Origin of the sequence: Wolbachia endosymbiont of Ctenocephalides felis wCfeT (assembly GCF_012277295.1) — a bacterium.
In the GTDB taxonomy this organism is placed as follows: Bacteria; Pseudomonadota; Alphaproteobacteria; order Rickettsiales; family Anaplasmataceae; genus Wolbachia.
The window spans coordinates 1059574-1082522 of record NZ_CP051156.1 but is presented as its reverse complement, the minus strand read 5'-3'; the positions used below and the strand labels follow the sequence as shown (position 1 = coordinate 1082522).

General features: G+C 34.4%; 15 protein-coding genes, 1 tRNA gene and 5 pseudogenes. 15 read left to right on the top strand and 6 right to left on the bottom strand.

Annotated features, from left to right (window positions below; translation table 11 throughout):
* The first annotated feature begins 216 nt into the window (after positions 1-216).
* Positions 217-1275, top strand: a complete 1059-nt coding sequence (locus HF197_RS05275; RefSeq protein WP_168464533.1) for a 5-(carboxyamino)imidazole ribonucleotide synthase — start codon at positions 217-219, stop codon at positions 1273-1275.
* A 64-nt stretch (positions 1276-1339) separates the two neighbouring features.
* On the opposite strand, the gene HF197_RS05270 is transcribed toward HF197_RS05275, so the two are convergent.
* Positions 1340-2077 carry a leucine-rich repeat domain-containing protein gene (locus tag HF197_RS05270; RefSeq protein ID WP_168464532.1) on the bottom strand — a complete coding sequence of 246 codons (738 nt, stop codon included), beginning with the start codon at positions 2075-2077 and terminating at the stop codon, positions 1340-1342.
* 322 nt (positions 2078-2399) lie between these two features.
* Here HF197_RS05270 and HF197_RS05265 point away from each other — a divergent pair, with 322 nt between their 5' ends.
* From HF197_RS05265 to ffh, 9 genes and pseudogenes are all read left to right on the top strand, one after another.
* Positions 2400-3050: an exopolysaccharide biosynthesis protein gene (locus HF197_RS05265; protein ID WP_168464531.1), complete on the top strand. Its 651-nt coding sequence runs from the start codon at positions 2400-2402 to the stop codon at positions 3048-3050.
* A pseudogene (gene cysS / locus HF197_RS05260) lies at positions 3043-4415 on the top strand (cysteine--tRNA ligase). Before HF197_RS05265 ends, cysS begins: the two are co-directional and overlap by 8 nt.
* 578 nt (positions 4416-4993) lie before the next feature.
* Entirely contained in the window at positions 4994-5764 is a 771-nt protein-coding gene (locus tag HF197_RS05250; RefSeq protein WP_168464529.1) for a hypothetical protein, read from the top strand.
* 278 nt (positions 5765-6042) lie between these two features.
* Positions 6043-6812 (top strand): annotated as a pseudogene (locus HF197_RS05245) (IS5 family transposase).
* Positions 6809-7948: a hypothetical protein gene (locus tag HF197_RS05240; protein ID WP_168464528.1), complete on the top strand. Its 1140-nt coding sequence runs from the start codon at positions 6809-6811 to the stop codon at positions 7946-7948. The pseudogene HF197_RS05245 and the gene HF197_RS05240 overlap by 4 nt, the downstream one beginning before the upstream one ends.
* Positions 7949-8161: 213 nt before the next feature.
* A complete protein-coding gene (locus HF197_RS05235) occupies positions 8162-8476 on the top strand; it encodes a hypothetical protein (RefSeq protein ID WP_168464527.1) in 315 nt (104 codons plus the stop codon).
* Between the two features lie 315 nt (positions 8477-8791).
* Positions 8792-9142: a hypothetical protein gene (locus HF197_RS05230; RefSeq protein WP_168464526.1), complete on the top strand. Its 351-nt coding sequence runs from the start codon at positions 8792-8794 to the stop codon at positions 9140-9142.
* A 298-nt stretch (positions 9143-9440) separates the two neighbouring features.
* A complete protein-coding gene (locus HF197_RS05225) occupies positions 9441-10982 on the top strand; it encodes a proton-conducting transporter transmembrane domain-containing protein (RefSeq protein WP_168464525.1) in 1542 nt (513 codons plus the stop codon).
* Positions 10967-12310: a signal recognition particle protein gene (ffh, locus tag HF197_RS05220; protein ID WP_168464524.1), complete on the top strand. Its 1344-nt coding sequence runs from the start codon at positions 10967-10969 to the stop codon at positions 12308-12310. Before HF197_RS05225 ends, ffh begins: the two co-directional genes overlap by 16 nt.
* A gap of 8 nt (positions 12311-12318) precedes the next feature.
* On the opposite strand, the gene lepA is transcribed toward ffh, so the two are convergent.
* Positions 12319-14115 (bottom strand): translation elongation factor 4, encoded by a 1797-nt coding sequence (gene lepA / locus HF197_RS05215; RefSeq protein ID WP_168464523.1) that lies wholly within the window; start codon positions 14113-14115, stop codon positions 12319-12321.
* Positions 14116-14232: 117 nt separating this feature from the next.
* Complete coding sequence (locus HF197_RS05210) at positions 14233-14604, bottom strand: WD_0964 family protein (protein WP_168464522.1); 372 nt, start codon at positions 14602-14604, stop codon at positions 14233-14235.
* Positions 14605-14675: 71 nt separating this feature from the next.
* On the opposite strand from HF197_RS05210, the pseudogene tnpC (HF197_RS05205) reads away from it, so the two are divergent.
* A pseudogene (gene tnpC, locus HF197_RS05205) lies at positions 14676-16036 on the top strand (IS66 family transposase).
* 120 nt (positions 16037-16156) lie between these two features.
* Here the strand turns inward: tnpC (HF197_RS05205) and HF197_RS05200 are convergent.
* Positions 16157-16351, bottom strand: a complete 195-nt coding sequence (locus tag HF197_RS05200; RefSeq protein WP_168464521.1) for a hypothetical protein — start codon at positions 16349-16351, stop codon at positions 16157-16159.
* A gap of 84 nt (positions 16352-16435) precedes the next feature.
* Between HF197_RS05200 and murG the strand changes: the two genes are divergently transcribed.
* Both murG and HF197_RS05190 read left to right on the top strand, forming a co-directional pair.
* Positions 16436-17650, top strand: a complete 1215-nt coding sequence (murG, locus tag HF197_RS05195; RefSeq protein WP_168464520.1) for an undecaprenyldiphospho-muramoylpentapeptide beta-N-acetylglucosaminyltransferase — start codon at positions 16436-16438, stop codon at positions 17648-17650.
* Between the two features lie 44 nt (positions 17651-17694).
* Positions 17695-18885, top strand: coding sequence for an ankyrin repeat domain-containing protein (locus HF197_RS05190; RefSeq protein WP_168464519.1), 1191 nt, complete (start codon positions 17695-17697; stop codon positions 18883-18885).
* On the opposite strand, the pseudogene tnpC (HF197_RS05185) reads toward HF197_RS05190, so the two are convergent.
* A pseudogene (tnpC, locus tag HF197_RS05185) lies at positions 18872-20232 on the bottom strand (IS66 family transposase). The gene HF197_RS05190 and the pseudogene tnpC (HF197_RS05185) sit on opposite strands and share 14 nt — an antisense overlap.
* A 722-nt stretch (positions 20233-20954) precedes the next feature.
* Between tnpC (HF197_RS05185) and HF197_RS05180 the strand changes: the two are divergent.
* Positions 20955-21028: transfer RNA gene (locus tag HF197_RS05180), tRNA-Arg, on the top strand.
* Between the two features lie 5 nt (positions 21029-21033).
* On the opposite strand, the gene HF197_RS05175 is transcribed toward HF197_RS05180, so the two are convergent.
* The gene (locus tag HF197_RS05175; protein ID WP_168464518.1) at positions 21034-21984 is read right to left on the bottom strand and encodes a complex I NDUFA9 subunit family protein; all 951 of its coding nucleotides are present in this window, start codon (positions 21982-21984) and stop codon (positions 21034-21036) included.
* Between the two features lie 130 nt (positions 21985-22114).
* Between HF197_RS05175 and HF197_RS05170 the strand changes: the two are divergent.
* Positions 22115-22888 (top strand): annotated as a pseudogene (locus HF197_RS05170) (mannose-1-phosphate guanylyltransferase); the annotation flags it as partial.
* Positions 22889-22949: the final 61 nt, after the last annotated feature.

The window sequence follows — 22949 nt, the reverse complement described above, 5'->3', positions numbered from 1 at the left end:
CTCCTATCCAAAGAGCGATGCAATAAAGCCATTCCAGCGTCAAGCGCTAGAATGACACCTTTCTTTATGGTCCATATATCTCAAATTCAGTTATTTCCAAAACGGAAATAACTGAATTTTTCTACTGTAAAGGTCAAATAATTTGTTGACTCAGAAGGTAGTATCTGGGATCCATGAATTTTGATTTGGTACTGTTGATAACTACACAATTAGAATATGCTAGATAAAAAAACAATAGGAATAATGGGTGGTGGGCAATTGGGTAAAATGACTGCCATTGCTGCAACAAATCTTGGACAAAAAATACATATTTTTACTGCTAATAAAAACGATCCAGGCTGTTCTATTGTTGATGATTTAACAATAGCAAATTTCTCTGACGAGAAAGCTCTTGAGTCTTTTGCGCAAAGTGTAGATTTAGTTACTATTGAATCTGAAAATATACCATGTAGTGCAATTGATATTGTATCACAATATGTGAGTTTTTATCCGGGTAAGGAAGCATTGCACATTTCACAAAATAGATTAAGAGAAAAGGATTTTATTAAAAATTTAAACATAAAAACTGCTAACTACAAAAGTGTACAGAATTACAATGAGTTACTGGAAGGCAGCAAAAATTTTAGCTATCCAATGAGACTTAAAACAGCAGAAATGGATTATGATGGAAAGGGACAGTATGTAATCAACAATGATTCTGAATTGGAGCGGTTTAACTCTTTTGATTGGAGTAAACAACATATTCTTGAAGAAAGTGTTGATTTACTTAAAGAGGTTTCAATAATTATTGCAAGAGGTAAGAGTGGTAAAGTAACTTTTTTTCCTGTAGCAGAGAATCATCATGTTGACGGTATACTTGATACCTCAACAGTACCGGCTAAAATAGATAACAATTTAATTGAGAAAGTACAATACATTGCGGAAAAAACAGCAAATGCACTGAATTTAATAGGAATTCTAGCTATTGAGTTTTTTATTACTAAAGATAATGAGCTACTAATTAATGAATTAGCTCCAAGACCTCATAATTCATGTCATTGGAGCTTGGATGCATGCAATGTAAGTCAATTTGAGCAGTTGGTGAGAGTAATATGCGGATTGCCTATGCAGAAAGTGGCACTGCGTTTTCCTTGCATGACAAAAAACATAATAGGTAAAGATATACATGATTCTCATAAATATTTAAATGATGAAAAAGCTAACTTGACTATATATGGAAAGACGGAAGTGAGAGATAAACGCAAAATGGGGCACGTGAATATAGCTCTTGCATAACCATGAATAACATCTGGTATCATTAACAACAAGGAATGGGGACAAGCCCCCATCCTTAAGTTATTTATTTAGAAAGTTCTGGATTAAAGTGCTGAACGGTATCTGTATTATTAAGTGAAGTTGCAATACCATAACCCCCTATAGCTCCAGCAAATGTGAAAGCAACGGTACAAAAAGTAAAAACTTTAATGGCCTCAACAAGAACTAAAGCATTAACAGCTGTAAGACATGTTGCTAATGCTAACCCTGTAGCAAAGCCAAATGCTGCACCACTGAAAGCGCAACATCCAGTGTTGCATCTTTCGATTGGATTCCAGCTTAAATCAAGTGATATAGGGTTCTTACTTTTCTTCATAGCTTTTTCACCTTTATATCCAATTTGGTTACAGCTTAAATTAAGTGATGTAATATTACTTCCCTTCAGAGCTTCTGCTAGAGCTTTTGCACCTTTATCTTCAATGTTGTTCCAGCTTAAATTGAGTGATATAATATTACTTTCCTCCAGATATTCTGCTAGAACTTTTACACCTTCATCTCCAATTTGGCTTCCACGTAAATCAAGTGATGTAAGGTTCTTAATAAGGTTCTTATTTTTCCTTAGAAAGTTTGTTACAACTTCTACATCTTCATCTAAAATTCCACAACTTAAATTAAACTCTTTAATCTTAGATATGTCCTCCCGTTTAGATATCTCTTCGAAAACCTCTTCTAATGTCTTATCAGAACCGTCTCCACGATTGCTTCTAACTATTGTTAAAATACCCTCTTCAATTATATTAAAATAACTAAAATAATCAGCCATTTTACCCTCCTATTAAAAATATTATTATTAATATATAAATTTTACCTATAATTTGTTATAATTTTATTAATCATAATTATGGCAAAAAAAATAATAAAAAAAGGTTATTTTTTTGATCTCAGAATTTAGAAAATGGCATACCAAGATAACAAGAAGGTCTGTGAAAACTATAGCAAATTGCAAGCAAATTGCAGTAAAACGCAGTGATTTCCATGTTCATACAGTTGTGGGCATGTAGCTATTTAGAATGGTTTAAAAAATGAATATTGAAATATTGCAATAATTATGTTAGTTAGAAGTAGTAGCTTAATTAAGGGTATTTGTGGAAAAAAGCGAGAAACTTGCTGAAAATAAGAAATTAGCCTCTGATGTGTTAAAAGAGATTGCGGATAACAATGAGAGTGATAAAGTAACGTTATTTGACATTAAAACAGCTCTGCATGAGCGTGGTTTTGGTATTTTGATGATCATTTTTTCTTTACCGCTATCAGTGCCAATACCAGTTCCTCCTGGGTATACAACTATACTTTCTATTCCATTAATTCTCTTTTCACTGCAGCTTTTATTTGGATTTGATTCTCCTTGGATGCCACATTGGTTAGAAAGGAAATCTTTTCAGCGTTCAACGCTTGCTCTTGTGGTAGAAAAAACTTCCCCTACGTTAAAAAAGATAGAAAGATTTATGAAACCGAGGATGTCTTTTATTTTCTATGGACCAGGTGAAAGGATTTTGGCGTTTATCATGCTGCTTTGTGCATTATCGATAGCTCTTCCATTACCTCTGACTAATTTCGTTCCTGCAATCGGCACAACTCTTATTTCTCTTGGTATCATGAGTAAGGATGGATTTTTGTCTATATTAGGAGTTTTAATATCGCTACTTGGGTTACTGCTCACTTTTGTTATAATAATCAAAGGACCACAACTGATACTTGGAGCATTTTCTTTCCTTAAAAATTTTGTATATGGTTAGGTTCTATAATACCTTAACAAAAAAAAAGAGATTTTTAAACCAATTGATGAAAATCATATAAAAATATATGTATGTGGACCAACTGTGTACGATACAGCACATATAGGAAATGCACGTTCTGTTGTCGTTTATGATGTATTATTTCAATTACTCAAGTTTTGCTATAGTAAAGTTACTTATGTGCGCAACATAACAGATATTGACGACAAGATAATCAATGCAGCAAATGAGAAAAATAGCAATATAGAAAATATATCAACATATTACACTAAAGCTTTTCATGACGATATGAGGAGCATCAATTGTGCAGAACCAACGTATGAGCCTAAGGCAACTGAAAATATAGATTATATTATCAAATTAATTGAATATTTGCTCAAGTCTGGTCACGCTTATGAAGCTAATAATCATGTATATTTCAGCGTAGAGTCTTATCCTGAGTATGGTGCTCTATCGGGAAAAAAAATCGATGAATTAGACTATGGTAACAGAATTGAAGTTGATGAAAATAAAAAGCATCCAGGAGATTTTGTGCTGTGGAAGCCTGCAAATGATATCGATTACAAACTTTCAAGTTATTGGGATAGTCCATGGGGAGAAGGTAGGCCGGGATGGCACATTGAATGCTCAGCAATGTCATATGCACTTCTTGGTAAAGATTTTGATATTCACGGTGGAGGCATAGATTTACAATTCCCTCATCACGAAAATGAGATTGCACAAAGTAGATCTGCATTTGCTGGATCAATGTTTGCAAAATATTGGTTGCACAATGGCTTTTTAACAGTAAACGAAGAAAAAATGAGCAAATCTTTGTTTAATGTAGTTAAAGTAAGAGACTTGCTGGATAGCGGAATAAAAGGTGAAGTAATACGCTATGCGCTACTCAAGACTCACTACCACAAGCCACTTGATTGGACAGAAAACGTGATTATTGAAGCACAAGAAACTTTAAATAAATTTTATCGATTATTGCGCAATATAGATGCAACAAATATTGACAAAAGTGATGCAGAGATTTCCACAGATTTCATAGAAGCTTTAAAGGACGATTTAAACGTTCCTGAAGCTATAGCTGCACTTCATGGAATGGTTACACAGATCAATAAGACTAGCAATGAAAGTGAAAAGCTAAAATTGACTGAAAGTTTTATCAAAAGCGCTAGGCTCATTGGCTTTTTGCAATCAAGTTATCAAGAATGGTTTGCTATTGACACTGATCCTCAAGAGATAAAAAAATTAATAGACTTAAGACGGGAGGCAAAGCAAAGTAAAAATTATGATACTGCAGACAAAATAAGAGATCAGTTAAAACAAATGGGAGTTTCGATTTCTGATAATGAGGACGGTACAACTACCTGGTGAGCATGGAAAATTACTTTCTATTATTTACAGATAATCTAGTATCGTCTTTAATCTTGCCCATACAACAAAGTTTTGTATTTCATGTTATGCTATGCTTTAGGTCGTACTATAATATAACACTTATGCTACTTTTTGGAGTATTAGGCTCAAGCCTTGGGGGAGTGATTAACTGGTATTTAGGGAAAATGACAACTTTGATACGCAAATCATACCACAAGCCAAAACATGAACACACAACATCAAGAACAATAAAAAATTTGCTAATTCTTTTAACTTTATTGCTTTCATGGGCGCCACCACTTGGAAGTGTAGTACAAATCTCGTGCGGCTATTTCAAGTTAAACTTCTATATTTTTGCTTTCTTAACTATTTTATCAAATCTTTTTTATTTTTTATATTTGATTGTAAATGCTTGATGTGAATTAAATCTTAGCTTTGCAATCTTTTCTAGCTTTATTTACTTCATTTTCAGCTATTTCTTCAGATTTGAAGAGAATTTCTTGGCTAAGTAAAAATTGACTTATTTGTAAGATTATGTAATAATTAATTATGTTAATTTTAAAATTAAGGGGTAAAGTATGCCACACAATAATTTAACACAAGAGCAAGGAGAATTATTTAATCGTTTACAATGCTCAATGGACAAGATGAAGAAAGAGGATAAAACATGTGAAGTGGCACAAAAGGATTATGAAGAAGCAAAAACGGACATTGATAATGCGCTCAAAAATCTAGGGCGAGAAGATTTGGTGTCTGTTTTTACTGCTACTATAACCGTGGGACATCATAAGGAAAAACACACTGTTACACTGCTTGGTTATGCTATACTACGCTTTTATGATAGTACGGGGTTTGATAGTTTATATCCGTATGTTAAGGATATAAAAGAAGCTTTTAGTGCTACTCAAAAAATAAAGGATTCGAATGATGAAAAACTTACATTTACATTGTCTGAATATTCTGAACACATGTTTCATAAAGCACTTGTTCCAACGATTAAGGAAGCAGCAGATGGTCGACCAAGAAACATTGGATATGTAAATCAACCGCCTAAGCCAGCAATGCGTTGGTCTAACTTCTTCAGCGAGCACAGAGGAAAGGTTGGCCTTATCGCTTTAGGTTTTGTACCTATAGTGTTTGGAATTATCGCCCTTCATTATCCAGTTATACCTTTTGAAGTAAGTAGTACAGCAATCGCTTTTGGAGTACTATTAATATTCTATACGGTTCGTGATGCAACCAATGAAAAAGCAGTAAAAGATGGCACAAGTCCGTGGAAAGCTGCTCAGAGCATGTTAAGCAATGTAGTTCCTAAGTGCTTTAAGTCACCAGAACGGGGAACAGCTTAATACATCTGTTTTTCCAGCACTACCCGCTAGAATTATACCCTTTTTTGGCTGAAGAGCAATTGACTTTTTCATAAAATTGTGTAATAATTAATTATATTAATTATTACATTAAGGAATAAAGTGCTGTCATACAATAATTTAACACCAGAGCAAAAAGATTTGTTTTCTAGTTTACAAGTTGCAATAGAACACAATTGTGACATTAATAAGAAGGTGTCTGCAAAGTATGTAGAAAAGTAGAAAAAAGGACAATTATGTGATACAAGGATAACTTTAACATGTATCCAAGTGACATAAAAGACAGTGAATGGGAAATTTTAAAGCCATATTTTGAGCCAAAAAAGACAGGTAGACCAAGAAAACACGATATTAGAACAATTATTAATGCAATAAGGTACGTAATGAGAACAGGCTGCCAATGGAGACAATTACCTAAGGATTTCCCACCATGGAAGACAATTTACAGTTGGAACACACGACTAAAAAACACTGGAAAATGGCAAGAAATACACGATATTTTAGTAAAAAAAGTAAGGGAGGTAGTTGGTAAAAGAGCCACACCATCAGTTGGAATAATTGACAGCCAATCAGTAAAAACGACTCAAAAAGGGGGGCCAGAGGTTACGATGCTGGCAAGAAAATAAAAGGTCGAAAACGGCATATTATTGTAGACACGCTAGGACTCGTGATTACGGCAGATGTACACAGTGCAAGCATCCAAGACCGCGAGGGAGCTTTAGATCTTCTGGTAAAAGCAAAACAAAAAATACCAACATTACAGAGGTTTTTTGCTGATCAAGGATACACAGGTAACCTTAAAAACAGATGCTTAATAAAAACAGGATGTTTATTTACAATAGCAAAAAAAGCTCCTAATATTGCGGGATTTGAGGTTATACCGAAGCGTTGGATTGTTGAAAGAACTTTTGCTTGGCTTTCCAATTTTAGGCGTATGAGTAAGGATTATGAGCATTCTCCTCAAACTTCGGAAACCAATATTTTCTTTAATATGACTACTATTATGCTTACTAAATTAGCTAATTCTTGAGTTTGCAGACACCTTCTAAGACATGGCAAATTCAAGAGCTAGAAGATGTAAGGGCAGTTTTCGAAGTTATTAAAGAAACAAAATTTTCAAGTAATTTAAAGCGCACTAAGTCACTTATGAGAGTTGCTTATAAATTTGCTTTTGATACAGGTGATATTAGTCTTATTTATGACATATTGGAGCAAGCTAAAAAGGAAGGTAGATTAAAAAAAGTTCTTACTTCTTATTGTGTAACTGTGGAAGAAAATGGGGCAATATATCATTACACGCCATTTGGATTTGCTTTAAAACGTGCTATGGAAAAAGGGGATACTAAGCTTTTTGAGCATACATTAGAGAAAGCTAAACATGCACGCATGTTAAATAAAGCTATTACTTCCTATTGTTTAACTGTAGAACAAAATGGGGAAACATATCATTACACTCCGCTTGGATTTGCTTTAAAACGCGCTATGGAAAATAATAATATTGATCTTGTTTATTATCTATTGAATAAAGCTGAAAAAAAAGGAAGACGAGAAAAAGTTTTCACTTCCCATTGTATAACTTTCAAAAAGAATGGGGTGACACATAATTTCACACTGCTTGGAGCTGTTTTTAAATATGCTATGAAGCATGGGAATATAGATCTTGTTAATTATATATTGGAAAAAGCTAAAGATAAAGGCAGACTAGAAGAAGTTCTTACTACTAGAACAAGCTTAGAATTGCAAAGTGGGAGAATATATAAATTAAAACCTCTTAGTATTGCTAGATTATTAACAAATAAAGCTTTTGCTAAAAGAGAAGGCCTTGATGAAACAAAAGTAGAAGACTTTAAAGAAATTGAGCGAAAAATTCAGGAAGCTCTACCATACTGGGATAGAAATTCAGGAAAGATTACAAGTGGCCTTTTCGTTACAGGCGCTTTATCTACTGCTGCCATTTTTTGTCCTTTCATCCCTCTTGCATTGTCTTGTACTTTAGCAGCAGTATGCTTTCTATTAACACTAGAAAGGGTGGTCAAGATGGTCTGTGATGCAATCAATGAAAGAGCAGCAAAAGGTGACACAAGCAAGTGTAAAGCTTTTAAGAGCATGTTAAGCGGTAAGTTGATTCTTGAGTGCTTTAAGCCACCAGAACGGGGAACAGCTTAATACATCTGTTTTTCCAGCATCACACAGCCCCACTGCGAAACAAGTGAAAGCAAGTTGTCTGATGAAATCAGTAAGAAATCCCTAATTAAAAAGCTGTTAAAACCCTTGCTTTAAGTTAACAAGTTAGCGATTATTCTAAGCTAATTATACTACAATAAATATATTTTATTAATAAGTAAATGTTATAATAAATATTTTCATAAAGGTAACATTATGGTCGATAGCACAATTGATAGCATAACATTTTATTTTCCAACACGGGCGTTCGATATTGAACATACTGAAGAGCATGAATATGATAGAACATTACATACTCTCACTGCAATCGCTAAACATTCTGATAATCTTTTTATATATGAAAATAATGAATTAGAAATGATATGTAATCCTCCTAATATCACAGTATATCAAGGTGTATCAGCTGAAAGCGTGAGTCAGAACAAGTACGTCACGAAGATAAAAGTGCAAACAGAAAACAAAAGTAAAATTTTACAAACTGCAAAGTCTTGTGGGTTTATAGCAAGCTAGTTAGAAGTATAGACAGAATACTTACATACTGTTGCTTAAATTCATTCCAAAAAGTAAATAATTATACTAACGCTCGTGCACAAATTGAAAACGAATTATGCACGAGTATAGCACTATGAATTTAGCATGCTATGCCACCTCATTATCTCTTAGTACATACTCTATCTTACCCCTTACGTGTAGTTAACGTTTCAGAATACACTTTGGCACCACATACTTCTTGCAGGCGCAATCACTTTAGGATGATTATATCATAATAAATATATTTTATTAATAAGTAAATGTTATAATAAATATTTTCATAAAGGTAATATTATGAACGATTATTTTTTAATACTTGAGTTCTCAGAAGATTATTATAATGTTATCCATGATAAGAAACTAGGTACCCTCTCTGTAAGTCCAGGTACATGGAATCCTAATTTTCACCTTTTTACTGGAATGCCTACCATGAAATACAGAGAAGCAGATCACAACTTAAGCATAGGATATTACCTTCCACCTACAATATGCAAAAATGTATCACTTGAAAGAGTATGTTATAATGTGATTGATGATGAGAAGTTCACTACTGTAAAATTCACATTCAAGGATAAAGAATGCATGGAGGAAGTTGTAAGAACTGCAAATAAGTGTGAGTTTAAAATAAAACAGTTAGAAGTATAGACAAGATATTTACATACTGTTGCTCAAATTCATTCCAAAAAGTAAATAATATACTAACGCTCGTGCACAAATTGAAAACGAATTATGCACGAGTATAGCACTATGAATTTAGTATGCTATATTAAAGCTTACCTCACTATTAAAGCTATCGGTCAGATTGGATTAAAAACCTAGTCTGACCGGTTACCTATCTAGCCCCTTGTATAAGTATATTCTAATTAGTTTAATTAGTGGTTAAAATGCGAATTGATTTTACTTGCACATTAAGATAGCATAAACCATATTCGTTTAGATTATTGTGCAGCTTTATAAGTCGTCATTGTTGTTACTACTGATTATATTAGTAGTAATAGTCCCTACGTTGTCAATAAACATTACGGTAAATTGGTCTCTTCCAATTCTAAATTTTGATCTATCCTTACGTGTTATACTGATATCTTTTTTATCAGCCGCATTTTTATCTGTGCTTTCAGCAAAAAATTTGAGTTTTGTAGAAATGCTATCTTTCACTGCTTACACTGTCAGCTCATTGTGTGCAATCTCATCTCAGCAGATGATCTTAGTGGTAATATTCTGTGAATTGATGACTATCAGTGCATTTTTTATAATCTCAACCGGTTGCAAAGATAGTGGACCTGCAATAAGATACACTTGCATACACTTTTTTGTTGGAGTGCTGCTCATGGTAGGGCTTGCAGCACATAATCCTGATTTGATAATCATAGGTTTATTGATAAACTGCACTTGCTTTCCTTTGTCATTCTGGGTTGTTGATGCATATCCTGCTGCATCGCTGCATGGAACCTGCTACCTTGCTTTATTTACTACTAAAGTTTCGTTTTTAATAATGTTCTTACATGCTTATAATTTACATGCTGAAATATTGGCATTTTTAGGCTCGATAACTGCAATTTACGCAATTATATTTGCCTCTCTTGAGCAAAATATTCGTAGATTTTTGTGCTATAATGTTGTTGGACAACTGGGCTTGCTCATTATTGCCGGAGGTTTGCTTAGCTCTTCAAAAGAAGCTGCATCAGTTTTAACGCTGCACGTACTTTTCTCCCTCGTATATCAATCACTACTATTTATAGTTTCTAACTCAATTATTTCGCGAACGAAAACAGCTAGCTTCAATGGAGCAGGTAAATTAATGTCGTTTGAAGGCATATGTGCTATAATTGCAATACTCACAATGGCTACATTTCCAGGCACTGCTGGATTTGTTAGCAAGTCATACATTGCAACTGAAATTAATGGCAGTGGATTAGAAGTATATAAAAGTCTATATAAAATTCTAGGCTTACTACTTTACTTAAGCGTGGGGCTGAAATTCCTTTACTACATGTTTGTTGTCAAAAATAAGTCAACACAACCTCTAGCAGAGGAAAAGAATAAGCTACCTATGATCATTTTAGCGTTTATGTGTGTGGCAATTGGCAATCCTTATTTATTTATTTACAATAAATCTTCAATTTTTAACTTAGTATACACAACAAAAAATATCTGGTCACAGTTTAGTTTAATGCTATTTGCAACTTTGCTATTTATTCCTTTGCGTAAGTTATTTGTGCCAAGAATAAATTTTAAAATGGATGTTGATTGGATTTTTATAGCCTTCATGCCTTATATTATCTCACTTTTTTGTAAATTGATCTTAAAAATAAGGAAAATTTCCGTTGACACACTGCAAAACTTGACTAGTTTATTTATTAATTTATACTTTAATAGTACTACTAAGCTTAAAGAAGTAATTAGCTATAGCTCAGTGAGCTTCGTTTCAGCTTCTTCTCTCTTTTTAATGAGTATTCTATTAGTGTTGTTATGTTTAAATCTTTAACTGAAAGCTTAAATTCTGTATTTAGCAAACTAAAAGGGAAGTCAATTATCTCCGAAGATGATTTTAATCTCGCTATGCGCGAGATACGCATAGCTTTGATTGAAGCTGATGTTGCACTTGAAGTTGCGAAAAAGTTTATCAATGACATTAAAGATAAAGTAGTTGGAGAAAAAGTTATCAAAAGTGTTTCTCCAGCGCAAATGATAATCAAAATTGTTCAAGATAATTTAGTTGCAACTTTAGGATCAGAAAAAAGTGAATTAAATCTTACAGTTAAATCTCCTGCTGTAATTATGATGGTAGGATTACAAGGCGCAGGTAAGACAACTACTTCAGGAAAGCTTGCTTTAAAGCTAAAAAAACAGAAGAAAAAAGTGATGCTAGCTTCCTTGGACATTTATAGGCCAGCCGCTCAAAAGCAGCTTGAAGTGCTAGGCAAACAAATAGATGTGCAAACTTTGCCTGTTATAGCGGATGAAAAGCCACTTATGATTGCAAAAAGAGCACTGAAAAATGCAAAAGATGATAATTATGATGTATTGATATTGGATACTGCAGGTAGGCTTCACATTGATGACAGCATGATGAACGAATTGAAAGCTGTAAAGGAGCTCACTTCACCTGCAGAAGTGATTTTAGTTGCTGATTCAATGATAGGTCAGGACGCAGTAAATATTGCTAAGTCGTTCAATGAGATAATCGGCGTGACTGGCATTATTCTAACTCGTGTTGATGGAGACGCACGCGGTGGTGCAGCACTTTCCATGAAGATGATCACTAATTGTCCTATTAAATTTATTGCTTGTGGCGAAAAGTTAAGCGATCTTGACGATTTTTACCCTGACAGGATTGCAAAAAGAATACTCAGCATGGGTGATGTCGTTTCATTGGTTGAAAAAGCCGCTGAAATTGTTGGCCAGGAAGAGATTAGTAAACTGCAAAGTAAAGTCAAAAAAGGTAAATTTGACCTAAATGACCTAGTGGGAATGCTAAAAACTCTAAAAAAAATGGATGGAATTAGTAGTATAATGAAATTCATTCCTAGCTCATTTACAAAAAAATTGAGTAGCGGAGTACCAGACGACACCAAAGTAAAAAAATATATCGCTATCATCAACTCGATGACTGAAAAAGAAAGGCAAAATCCAGATATTTTAAATGGCAAAAGGAGACTCAGAATTGCAAAGGGTTCTGGAACAGGCGTACCGGATATTAATCTCTTAATTAAGCAATACGATCAGATGAGTGCTATGGTAAACAAATTCAGCAAAGTTGATCACAGTAAGTTCAAAGAATCTGATTTGATGGATATGTTAAGTAAGAAATAGAGAAAGTATTAATCACTTATCTTCAAAGCTTGAATAAACGCATTCTGTGGAATATTGACGTTTCCTATGGAGTGCAGTCTTTTTTTACCTTTCTTTTGTTTTTCAAGTAACTTCATTCTCCGTGTAACATCACCACCATAGAGTTTTGCTGTTACATCTTTTCTATACGGATTAATTGTTTCTCTGGCAATAATTTTACCACCTACTGCTGCCTGGATCGCAATTTTATATTGCTGACGTGGTATTAAATCCTGCAAGCGCGTACATATTTCACGCCCCCTTTTTTCTGCTCTACTTTTATGAACTATGCAAGCCAGTGCATCAACCGGTTCACCATTAATTAAAAAGCTTAACTTATCTATTTGGCTCTCCTGATAGTTAGAAATTTCCCAATCCAAGCTTGCATATCCCTTAGACACTGACTTTAGTCTATCATAAAAATCAAAAACAACTTCAGACAGTGGTAGTTTATATCTTAAGAGTGCTGTTGTTGTATTGCCAACATACGATAAATCTTCCTGATTTCCTCTCCTTTCTTCGCATAGAGACAAGATATCACCCAAATATTGATCAGGAACCATTATAGTTGCAGTAATCCATGGTTCTTCTACCATTTCAATTTTAGTTGGATCTGGCATATCGCTTGGATTGTGAATACTCAGCACTTCACCGTTTCGTGTTGTGACTTTATATATAACACTTGGCGCAGTTGCTGTTAAATCTAAATCAAACTCTCTTTCTAGTCTTTCTTGAATCACTTCAAGATGGAGCATTCCCAAAAAACCACAGCGAAATCCATAACCAAGCGCATTTGAAGTTTCAGCTTCAAAAGTGAAACTTGCATCATTTAAGTGTAATTTTTCCAGCGCTTCCCTTAAATATTTAAAATCATCTATTTTATTAGGAAAAATGCTGCAAAACACCACAGGATGCACTTCTTTAAATCCAGGTAGTGCTGCGCTGCAAGGCCTTTTCTCTTCAGTGATAGTGTCCCCTACTTTGCAGTCTGCTACTTCCTTCATTGATGCAGTTATAAAGCCAACTTCACCTGCTGAAAGTTCACTAGTCATTATTTTCTTAGGAGTAAAAATACCAATATTATCTACCTGATATGTAGCATTGTTGGACATCATAACAATTTTCATGCCTTTTTTTAGTACCCCATTTTTAATGCGTACTAAAATTACAACTCCAAGATAAGTGTCATACCAACTATCAACCAATATTGCCTGCAATGGAGCACTTGCATCTCCCTGTGGAGCTGGAAATTTTGTTACTATTGCTTCCAATACATCCTTTATTCCCAAACCAGTTTTAGCTGATATTAAAACTGACTCACTTGCGTCAATACCAATTACCTCCTCAACCTGGAGTTTTACTTTTTTTGGATCTGCAGCGGGAAGATCAATTTTGTTGAGCACAACTATTATTTCATGGTTATTATCAATCGCCTTATACACATTTGCAAGAGTTTGCGCCTCAACTCCTTGACTACTGTCCACTACCAAAAGTGAACCTTCACATGCAGCTAAACTTCGGCTAACTTCATATGAAAAGTCAACATGACCTGGAGTGTCCATAAGGTTCAAGCAATACTGATTGCCATCTTTTGCTGTATAATTCAACCTAACCGTTTGTGCTTTAATTGTAATGCCACGTTCGCGCTCTATATCCATTGAATCAAGTATTTGATTAGTCATCTCTCTTGCTTCAAGACCGTTACATTCCTCTATCAAACGGTCAGCAAGCGTTGACTTGCCATGATCTATATGTGCTATTATTGCAAAATTTCTTATGTTGTTCATTTATATACTTAACCAACGCACATATTGTACATTTTAAGCGCTGTTAAGGCAATCTTATTCTATTTGATAAGATCTATTATCTCCACACTTCTATGCCATTTTTTATCAATCTCTATTTTACATTCGTGAATGGTCACCGTATTGAGTAACACCAACTTGATCCATATCATGACTTCCTCTTGCTGGATGAAGCGGTGGAGTTATAAATGGTTTAGATTTACAATTTAATTCCTTCGTTTCTGTTTTTTTAGCATGGTGCTCTGTTTCAGCCTTGAAGAGATATGTTGTAGATTGTTTAGTAAGATTTTTATAAACTTTTCTCAGCCAAGTTCCGATCTCATACCTAACGCCATGCGCTTTTTCTTTAAACTCTTGCCATGATCTACTTAAACTGGCTAATATATTATTGTAGTAAATTGTTACGTAATCCCTTGTGGTGTATTGATGACTCTTGTCACCTGATCTTTCACCTTGTGTGTTGGTATCCATTCAGCCGGGCGGTAAAATAAAGAGTAGACAAGGAATGCTAAAAAGGTAAACTAGAGTGGCTGTGAGGTAATATGGTTGATCTTTTAGAATTTTGCGAAAGTTTAAGCAGACTATAGAAAAGTTAGAAACAAAAATAGAAGAGCTTAAAGCAGAAAATAAAGCGCTAAGGATCGAAAACGCTGAGTTAAAAGAAAGGCTTGGCTTAAGTTCAAAAAATTCATCTATACCAAGCTCCAAAGAATTATATAAGATGAGGGAAAATAAGCCAAAAAGTGACAGGAAAGTAGGAGCACAGGTTGGACATAAAGGCAGTTACCGCCCTAAAATGGAGGCAGATGAGATGGTAAAAATAGAACTGCCCAATACGTGTGAGTGCAGAGGAGAAATTGCGGTATCAAAAGATCCGTATACTCATCAAAAGGTCGATTTGCCGGAAATCAAGCCGTATGTAGTTGAATATCAACTACAGCATGGACATTGCAAAAGATGTGGAAAAAGAAAAAGTAGCAAGCTACAAGAAGGAGTAACTGCGGACACATTTGGTCCAAGAGTTAAGTCAGTAATTGCAGCATTAAGTGGATTTTACAAGAATTCGAAAAAAGAAGTGGCAAATATTATAAAGGACATTTTCAACCTGGATATCAGCGTCGGTAGTGTATCAAATAGCGAGGCTAGAGTGGCAGAAAAATGCCAAGAAGCATATGAGCAAATTGAGGAAGAGGTAAGCAAGAGCAAAATTTTACATATCGATGAAACTAGCCATTACAACAAAGGTAAACAGGGCTGGTGCTGGATGTTTGCGAGCAAAATAGGAAGTGTGATCAAATTGACAGAGTCAAGAGGGATGAAAGTCCTGGAAAATAGTAAATTTGGAAAGAATAACAACCTAGTAGTGACCAACAGATATGCAGCTTACAACTACTTTTCCAGCAAGAAAAGGCAGGTCTGTTGGGCACATTTAGCAAGAGATTTTGAAAGGTTGTCTCATAGTTGGAATAGCGAAGTGAAAGTTTTGGGGTATTATTTAAGGAATGTTGCTACTGAATTATTTGCATTGAAAAAAGCTCTGTTAAAGGATGAAATAGACACATTAAGGTTCATAAGAAGAGCAAGAAAATTATGCAAGCGAACGAGATATTACTTAAAGAATATATCAAATTTACCCGAGGCAATTGGAGCGTCTCGAGTAGCAAAAAATATCATGAAATCGGATCTGATGATGTGGAAATTTTTGGACGATCCAGAAAATATTCCACTGACAAACAACTATGCTGAGCGACAGATTCGGCATTACGTTGTTTACCGAAAAGTTTCATATTTTATACAATCGAAACGGGGAAATATGTTTCTTGAGAGGATAATTTCATTGTACTTGACTTGGAGGCAAAAGAAGTTAAATCCTTTTCAAAACCTACTGGCTATTGCTTCTTAAGCCATACCCCTGAATGGATACCTACCAACAACCCTTTTCCTGCTTCTTCCACTTCAAGTTGTTTTTCTGGGTCAAGATCCTTAGGGCTTATTCCTTCAACACCAGGACTTTGGTCAAGATCTAAGGCCTTTTTCCTTGTATATAAGCACTTTGCTGTAAATTAACATCCTTATCATATTGCTCCGGTAGATTGACTACTGAATTGAAGATGGCTTTTATTATATTCCCCAATGATTTCAAAAGATTACCACTCTCTTCCTCTCGCTTTTGAGGCCCTTTTCCTTCATTGAGTCCTTTTCTATTATCTTCAGGCATATTTCACTCAACTATTAGCTTTACAAATTCTACGTGCAAACTGCTAAATAATAGTTAACAATCTAGCATTTATTTACCACTCAGATGAACATTATTCTAGCAACAGGTGGCACAGGTGGGCACATCTTCCCGGCTATAGCTTTAGCAAAGGAATTAAATGCACAAGGCTATAACTCTATATTATTCACTGATAAACAAATAAATACCAACGCAGAAAGCTACATTTTAATGTTATGTAAATCAAGTAGCAACAAATTTAAATTTTTCTTTTTGCTAATGTATAGCTCTATACTAGCACTATACAAAATGAAAAAATTAAAGCCAAAGATAGTCATTGGCTTTGGCAGCTATGCTTCCTTTCCAAGCCTTCTTGCAGCAAGGATTCTTTCTATACCAATAATTCTGCACGAGCAAAACACGGTCTTGGGCAGAGTAAACAGATTTTTTTCTAAGAGTGCAAAATTAATTGCGACTAGCTTTCCAGAGACTAAATATGCAGAAAGAAGTAAATGTGTTTTCACTGGGAATTTTGTTGATACAAAAGTGCAGGAATATTCTGTACCTCTTGCTCCAATACCTTATGCAGAACCGCAATATCATCCGAGTAGCCTGACACTGGGATCCAGTATGCTTTTGCCTGCAAAACGGTGTCATCTAAGTAGCCGACACTGGGACACAGGAATTTCTAGTACAAAAATAACAGACTCCTCTGCCTATGAAAAAAGCTGGATTCCAGTGTCACGCGCTGGAATGACACCAAGTATAAATATATTAATCACAGCAGGCAGCCAAGGTGCAAACTTATTTGATAACGTGATAAGCAGCGCAATTTGCACCTTGCCTTCAGAATTAAAGAAGAAAATAAAAATAACACAGCAATGTACTGGAAAAAACATAAATAAGGTTAAAGATTTATACAAAAGTGAATATATTAATTGCGAATTAAGTGAATTTTTCAATGATATGAAAAATAGGCTAGCAAACGCACATTTAGTAATCAGCCGCGCTGGAGCAACTTCAATAGCAGAAATAACCCTAACTGGGCGCCCTGCTATATATATTCCCTACCCTCACTCAAAAGATGATCACCAGCTTTACAACGCAAAATACGTTGAAGATTTTGGTGCGGCAGTGATAGTTGAGCAAAATGGCGGAGCAGAAAAAAATCTCACAGAGTTGCTAACTAATCTACTAAACAATCCTGAAAAGCTACATGATATGGCTGGTAATACAGAAAAAACAGGGCTGAAGAATGGAATTGCTGAATTTATGAAAATAATGAAAAATATAGACTTTTAGTTAAAAATATTATATAATTTATTATGTTCTAAGTATATTAAATTATGTACGGAGAAAAAGAAGAGGCTTTAAAAACATTAGGCTTGGAGCCAGCTAACAATCCAAGCAAAGAAGAAATAAGGAAAGAATACAAGCGTTTAGTCCATAAATATCACTCTGATAAACATCCAGGTACGGACGAGGACACAAAAAAAAAGCTGGACGAAAAATTCGACGAGGTAATTAAAGCATATAAATTGCTTACTGATAAATTTGCTACAGCACTTTCTGATAAAGCATTACTTGAAGCGTTTAAGCGTATTTATTCTGATGATAATTTATTAGATCTCTTATCCTATGTTATTTCAACTAAGGATAAAGATTCTGTAAAAAAAATACTTGAAAAATTTAAAAGCGGTACAACTAGAAAATTTGGTGACTACATAAATAAAAGATATCAGGACTCAACACTATTGCATCATGCCTGTTTGAATGGAGAGATTTCTATTGTTAAGCTACTCTTAGATAATGGAGCAAATCCTAATTCGAAAGACAAGTATTACAGATCACCACTCCATATTGCTTTAGAAAAGGGTAATTATGATATATTCAAGCTACTTTTAGAGCATGGAGCAGATCCTAATTTGAAAGATGGAGACGGTATCTTACCATTTTATATTGCCGTGGAAGAGGGGTTTTATAATATTGTTAAGCTACTTTTAGAGCAGTATGCAGTAGATCCCAATTCGAAAGATAAATATGACAGATTATCACTCCACACTGCTGCAAAAAAGGGATATTATGATATAGTAAAGATACTTATAGAGCATGGAGTAGATCCTAATTTGAAAGATAAGTGTGGTGACTCACCACTCCATGTTGCTTTAGAAAATGGGCATTACCATACAGTCAAGTTACTTTTAGAAAAGGGAGCAGATCCTAATTTGCAAGGCGCATATGGCAGATTACCACTTCATATTGCTTTAGAAAATGCGGATTATTATACATTTAAGCTACCTTCAGAACATGAAGCAGACCCTAATTCGAAAGATAAAGATGGTAACTCACCACTATATATTGCTCCAGAAAAGGGAGATTATGATATATTCAAGCTACTTTTAGAGCATGAAGCAGATCCTAATTTGGAAGATACAGACGGTAACTTACCATTACATACTGCCGTAAGAAAGGGGCTCTATAGTGCAGTAAAGCTATTTTTAGGTATCCATTCAGGTGTATGGCTTAAGAAGCAATAGCCAGTAGGTTTTGAAAAGGATTTAACTTCTTTTGCCTCCAAGTCAAGTACAATGAAATTATCCTCTCAAGAAACATATTTCCCCGTTTCGATTGTGTAAAATATGAAACTTTTCGGTAAACAACGTAATGCCGAATCTGTCGCTCAGCATAGTTGTTTGTCAGTGGAATATTTTCTGGATCGTCCAAAAATTTCCACATCATCAGATCCGATTTCATGATATTTTTTGCTACTCGAGACGCTCCAATTGCCTCGGGTAAATTTGATATATTCTTTAAGTAATATCTCGTTCGCTTGCGTAATTTTCTTGCTCTTCTTATGAACCTTAATGTGTCTATTTCATCCTTTAACAGAGCTTTTTTCAATGCAAATAATTCAGTAGCAACATTCCTTAAATAATACCCCAAAACTTTCACTTCGCTATTCCAACTATGAGACAACCTTTCAAAATCTCTTGCTAAATGTGCCCAACAGACCTGCCTTTTCTTGCTGGAAAAGTAGTTGTAAGCTGCATATCTGTCGGTCACTACTAGGTTGTTATTCTTTCCAAATTTACTATTTTCCAGGACTTTCATCCCTCTTGACTCTGTCAATTTGATCACACTTCCTATTTTGCTCGCAAACATCCAGCACCAGCCCTGTTTACCTTTGTTGTAATGGCTAGTTTCATCGATATGTAAAATTTTGCTCTTGCTTACCTCTTCCTCAATTTGCTCATATGCTTCTTGGCATTTTTCTGCCACTCTAGCCTCGCTATTTGATACACTACCGACGCTGATATCCAGGTTGAAAATGTCCTTTATAATATTTGCCACTTCTTTTTTCGAATTCTTGTAAAATCCACTTAATGCTGCAATTACTGACTTAACTCTTGGACCAAATGTGTCCGCAGTTACTCCTTCTTGTAGCTTGCTACTTTTTCTTTTTCCACATCTTTTGCAACGTCCATGCTCTAGTTAATATTCAACTACATACGGCTTGATTTCCGGCAAATCGACCTTTTGATGAGTATACGGATCTTTTGATACCGCAATTTCTCCTCCGCACTCACACGTATTGGGCAGTTCTATTTTTACCATCTCATCTGCCTCCATTTTAGGGCGGTAACTGCCTTTATGTCCAACCTGTGCTCCTACTTTCCTGTCACTTTTTGGCTTATTTTCCCTCATCTTATATAATTCTTTGGAGCTTGGTATAGATGAATTTTTTGAACTTAAGCCAAGCCTTTCTTTTAACTCAGCGTTTTCGATCCTTAGCGCTTTATTTTCTGCTTTAAGCTCTTCTATTTTTGTTTCTAACTTTTCTATAGTCTGCTTAAACTTTCGCAAAATTCTAAAAGATCAACCATATTACCTCACAGCCACTCTAGTCTACCTTTTTAGCATTCCTTGTCTACTCTTTATTTTACCGCCCGGCTGAATGGATACTACAGAAATTAAATTTTTATGTTATAACATTGGGAAGATCTATATAATAAAATTATATAGATCTTTTTTTAACTGGATACAGCCTTTAAATTCCATTCAAAATAACTTTTATATTCATCATTTGTGCCCAATTGAAATTCCTGGATTCTAGCGCGTGACGCTAGAATCCAGGTCTTTTTAACTTGATCCTATGATCAAGTCATAATATGACAAGAAAGCTTTATTATTAAAACATTTCTATTAATTTCATAAGTATAGCTATCCACTACATTTCCTTTAAAAATATTATTACTAAAATACTTTATTATTAAAACATTTCTATTAATTTCATCAATATAACCACCCATTCTATTTTCTTTAAAAATATCATTATTAATTATTTAAATTTTATCTAATATTCTTAACTTTTGTAGATTTTTTAATGGAATTATGGGAAATTATATGAAAATCAGTTATTTCCAAAACGGAAATAACTGGTCTTTAAAAGTATGTTGCTGCATAATAATAGCGTTAAAGTTGTAATTTTGCAGTTTATGGAAGCTTTGGTGTTTGTAGAGCTACTATTTTTTGTGGTTATGTAAGAAGTCCATTCCCTGAAATATATTGACTTCATGAGCGTTAGAGAGCATTTTATATGTGTTGTGTGCCCGTAGCTCAGCTGGATAGAGCAACAGCCTTCTAAGCTGTGGGTCGTAGGTTCGAATCCTACCGGGCACGCTCTTTTAGTATTTTCTATAAACCTTCAGATACTCGGGTACAATATTTTCAATCGACAGAGGCCTAATTTTTATTGCTTCAAGATCAGTGGATTTTTCAGTTGTGCTATTCATCATAATTTTTACTTGATCTCGCGTAAGCATGGGTGCTGTGTTTCCCGTTATGGGTTTTAACAGCATGGAAATAATTTTATTTTCCAGGAAAAAGGCTATCAGCTTTGCCATTGAGAAGGATATATTGATTAGTAGGCACTTTCTGTTAGTCACATTCAAAATAAATTTCAATAAACTCTTGAAAGAGTAAACCTTTGGCCCACCTAAGCAGTAAACTTTCTTGTCTTGCTTATTGAGGCTGATGATACGATACACCACTTCTGCAAGGTCAGTTACACATATTGGTTGAAATTTAGTTGTTCCATTGCCAATTAGTGGTAAGAAAGGCAGGATAGTTGCTAATCTTGCAAATTTATTAAAGAAATTATCTTCCTTGCCAAATACAAGACTTGGTTTAATTATTATTGCTTTGAAGAATTCAGAAGTTACTGCTTTTTCGCCCTCCATTTTACTCTGAGCATATTTCGATAACTTATTATTTTCTATTCCCATAGCAGAAAAATGTATCATCATTGGCACATTTTGCATTTTTGCAGCTTTTGCTATCCTTTCAGCTATTTTAACGTGAACAGTGTGGAAATCATGTTTTTTTCTTTCATATAGTATCCCCACTAAGTTTATGACCACGTCACATTCTTCCATACTTTTAAGAACCGATTCCTCGTCAGAAAAATCGCCTTTAAATACTGAGATTTGCCCTAAGTTGCCACATAATTTAAGAGAAGAAGCCTTATCTTGATTGCGAGTAAATATTTTTATTGAATATCCGGCTTCTGCCAAGCGTTTTACTACTTGTTTCCCTATAAATCCTGTTCCACCAAAGATAACTATACGTTTTGTCACAATTAAAGTTCTTCAAATACCCTAAATTAAATACAATATTTTTAATTAATATTCTATGAAGATCTTTCTGCAATAAATCTTGCTCATGTTTTGTTCTTAATTTAATCTATTAATTATTTAACCATATTAAATGCGTCCTGTGATATTGTGTGGCGGTAGACTTTGGCCTTTATCCAAACCAAAGCAATTTCAAAAAATGTTTAGCAACAATACTATGTTGCAGAACACTCTGCTCAGGCTAAAAAGCGATTATATGCCGCCTATAGTTACTACAAATGTACAATATGAATCATTAGTAATAAAGGAGTTACAGGCTTTAAAAGAATACAAGGTAGTTTTCGAGCCAACTAAAATTGGTACAGCAGCGTCAATATTAATTGCTGCTCTTCTTTGTGATGAAAATGAGATAATGTTAATTTTGCCTTCAGATCACTTTGTAGGCGATGTGAATAATTTTTATAATTCTATTGAAAAAGCTTCTAAAGTAGCCTCTGAAGCTGACTCCATAGTCATTTTTGGAGTTAAACCTTGTGGATTTAATCCTGAATATGGTTATATTAATGCAGTTTATGATGATAATAAAAAATACCACATAGTAAAAAATTTCATAGAAAAACCTAAGTACGAATTGTGCAATAGTCACTATTGGAATGCTGGTATATTCGTGTTTAAGGCAAAGCGCTATATAGATGAGATCAAAAAGTTTGCTCCACATCTCTATCACTTGTGTGCTAAAGGTATAGAAAATTTTATACCACAAGAGAAATTTTTTTACCTCAAACAACAAGATTTTGCAGAAATTGAAAGTGTATCAATTGACTGCTTAGTTATGGAAAAAGCAAAAAATGTTGCAATGATAGAGGCTAATTTTGATTGGGCTGATGTTGGAACGTGGAGTTCAGTTGGCTTTGTTGCATAGCTAAAGTAAAAAGAACTGGGAGTTACTGACGAAATTCATTATAAAC

Coding starts and splice junctions, on each gene's coding strand:
- HF197_RS05275 (WP_168464533.1), top strand. CDS start 217: ATGCTAGATAAAAAAACAATAGGAATAATGGGTGGTGGGCAATTGGGT.
- HF197_RS05270 (WP_168464532.1), bottom strand. CDS start 2,077: ATGGCTGATTATTTTAGTTATTTTAATATAATTGAAGAGGGTATTTTA.
- HF197_RS05250 (WP_168464529.1), top strand. CDS start 4,994: ATGCCACACAATAATTTAACACAAGAGCAAGGAGAATTATTTAATCGT.
- HF197_RS05235 (WP_168464527.1), top strand. CDS start 8,162: ATGGTCGATAGCACAATTGATAGCATAACATTTTATTTTCCAACACGG.
- HF197_RS05230 (WP_168464526.1), top strand. CDS start 8,792: ATGAACGATTATTTTTTAATACTTGAGTTCTCAGAAGATTATTATAAT.
- ffh (WP_168464524.1), top strand. CDS start 10,967: ATGTTTAAATCTTTAACTGAAAGCTTAAATTCTGTATTTAGCAAACTA.
- lepA (WP_168464523.1), bottom strand. CDS start 14,115: ATGAACAACATAAGAAATTTTGCAATAATAGCACATATAGATCATGGC.
- HF197_RS05210 (WP_168464522.1), bottom strand. CDS start 14,604: ATGGATACCAACACACAAGGTGAAAGATCAGGTGACAAGAGTCATCAA.
- HF197_RS05200 (WP_168464521.1), bottom strand. CDS start 16,351: ATGCCTGAAGATAATAGAAAAGGACTCAATGAAGGAAAAGGGCCTCAA.
- murG (WP_168464520.1), top strand. CDS start 16,436: ATGAACATTATTCTAGCAACAGGTGGCACAGGTGGGCACATCTTCCCG.
- HF197_RS05190 (WP_168464519.1), top strand. CDS start 17,695: ATGTACGGAGAAAAAGAAGAGGCTTTAAAAACATTAGGCTTGGAGCCA.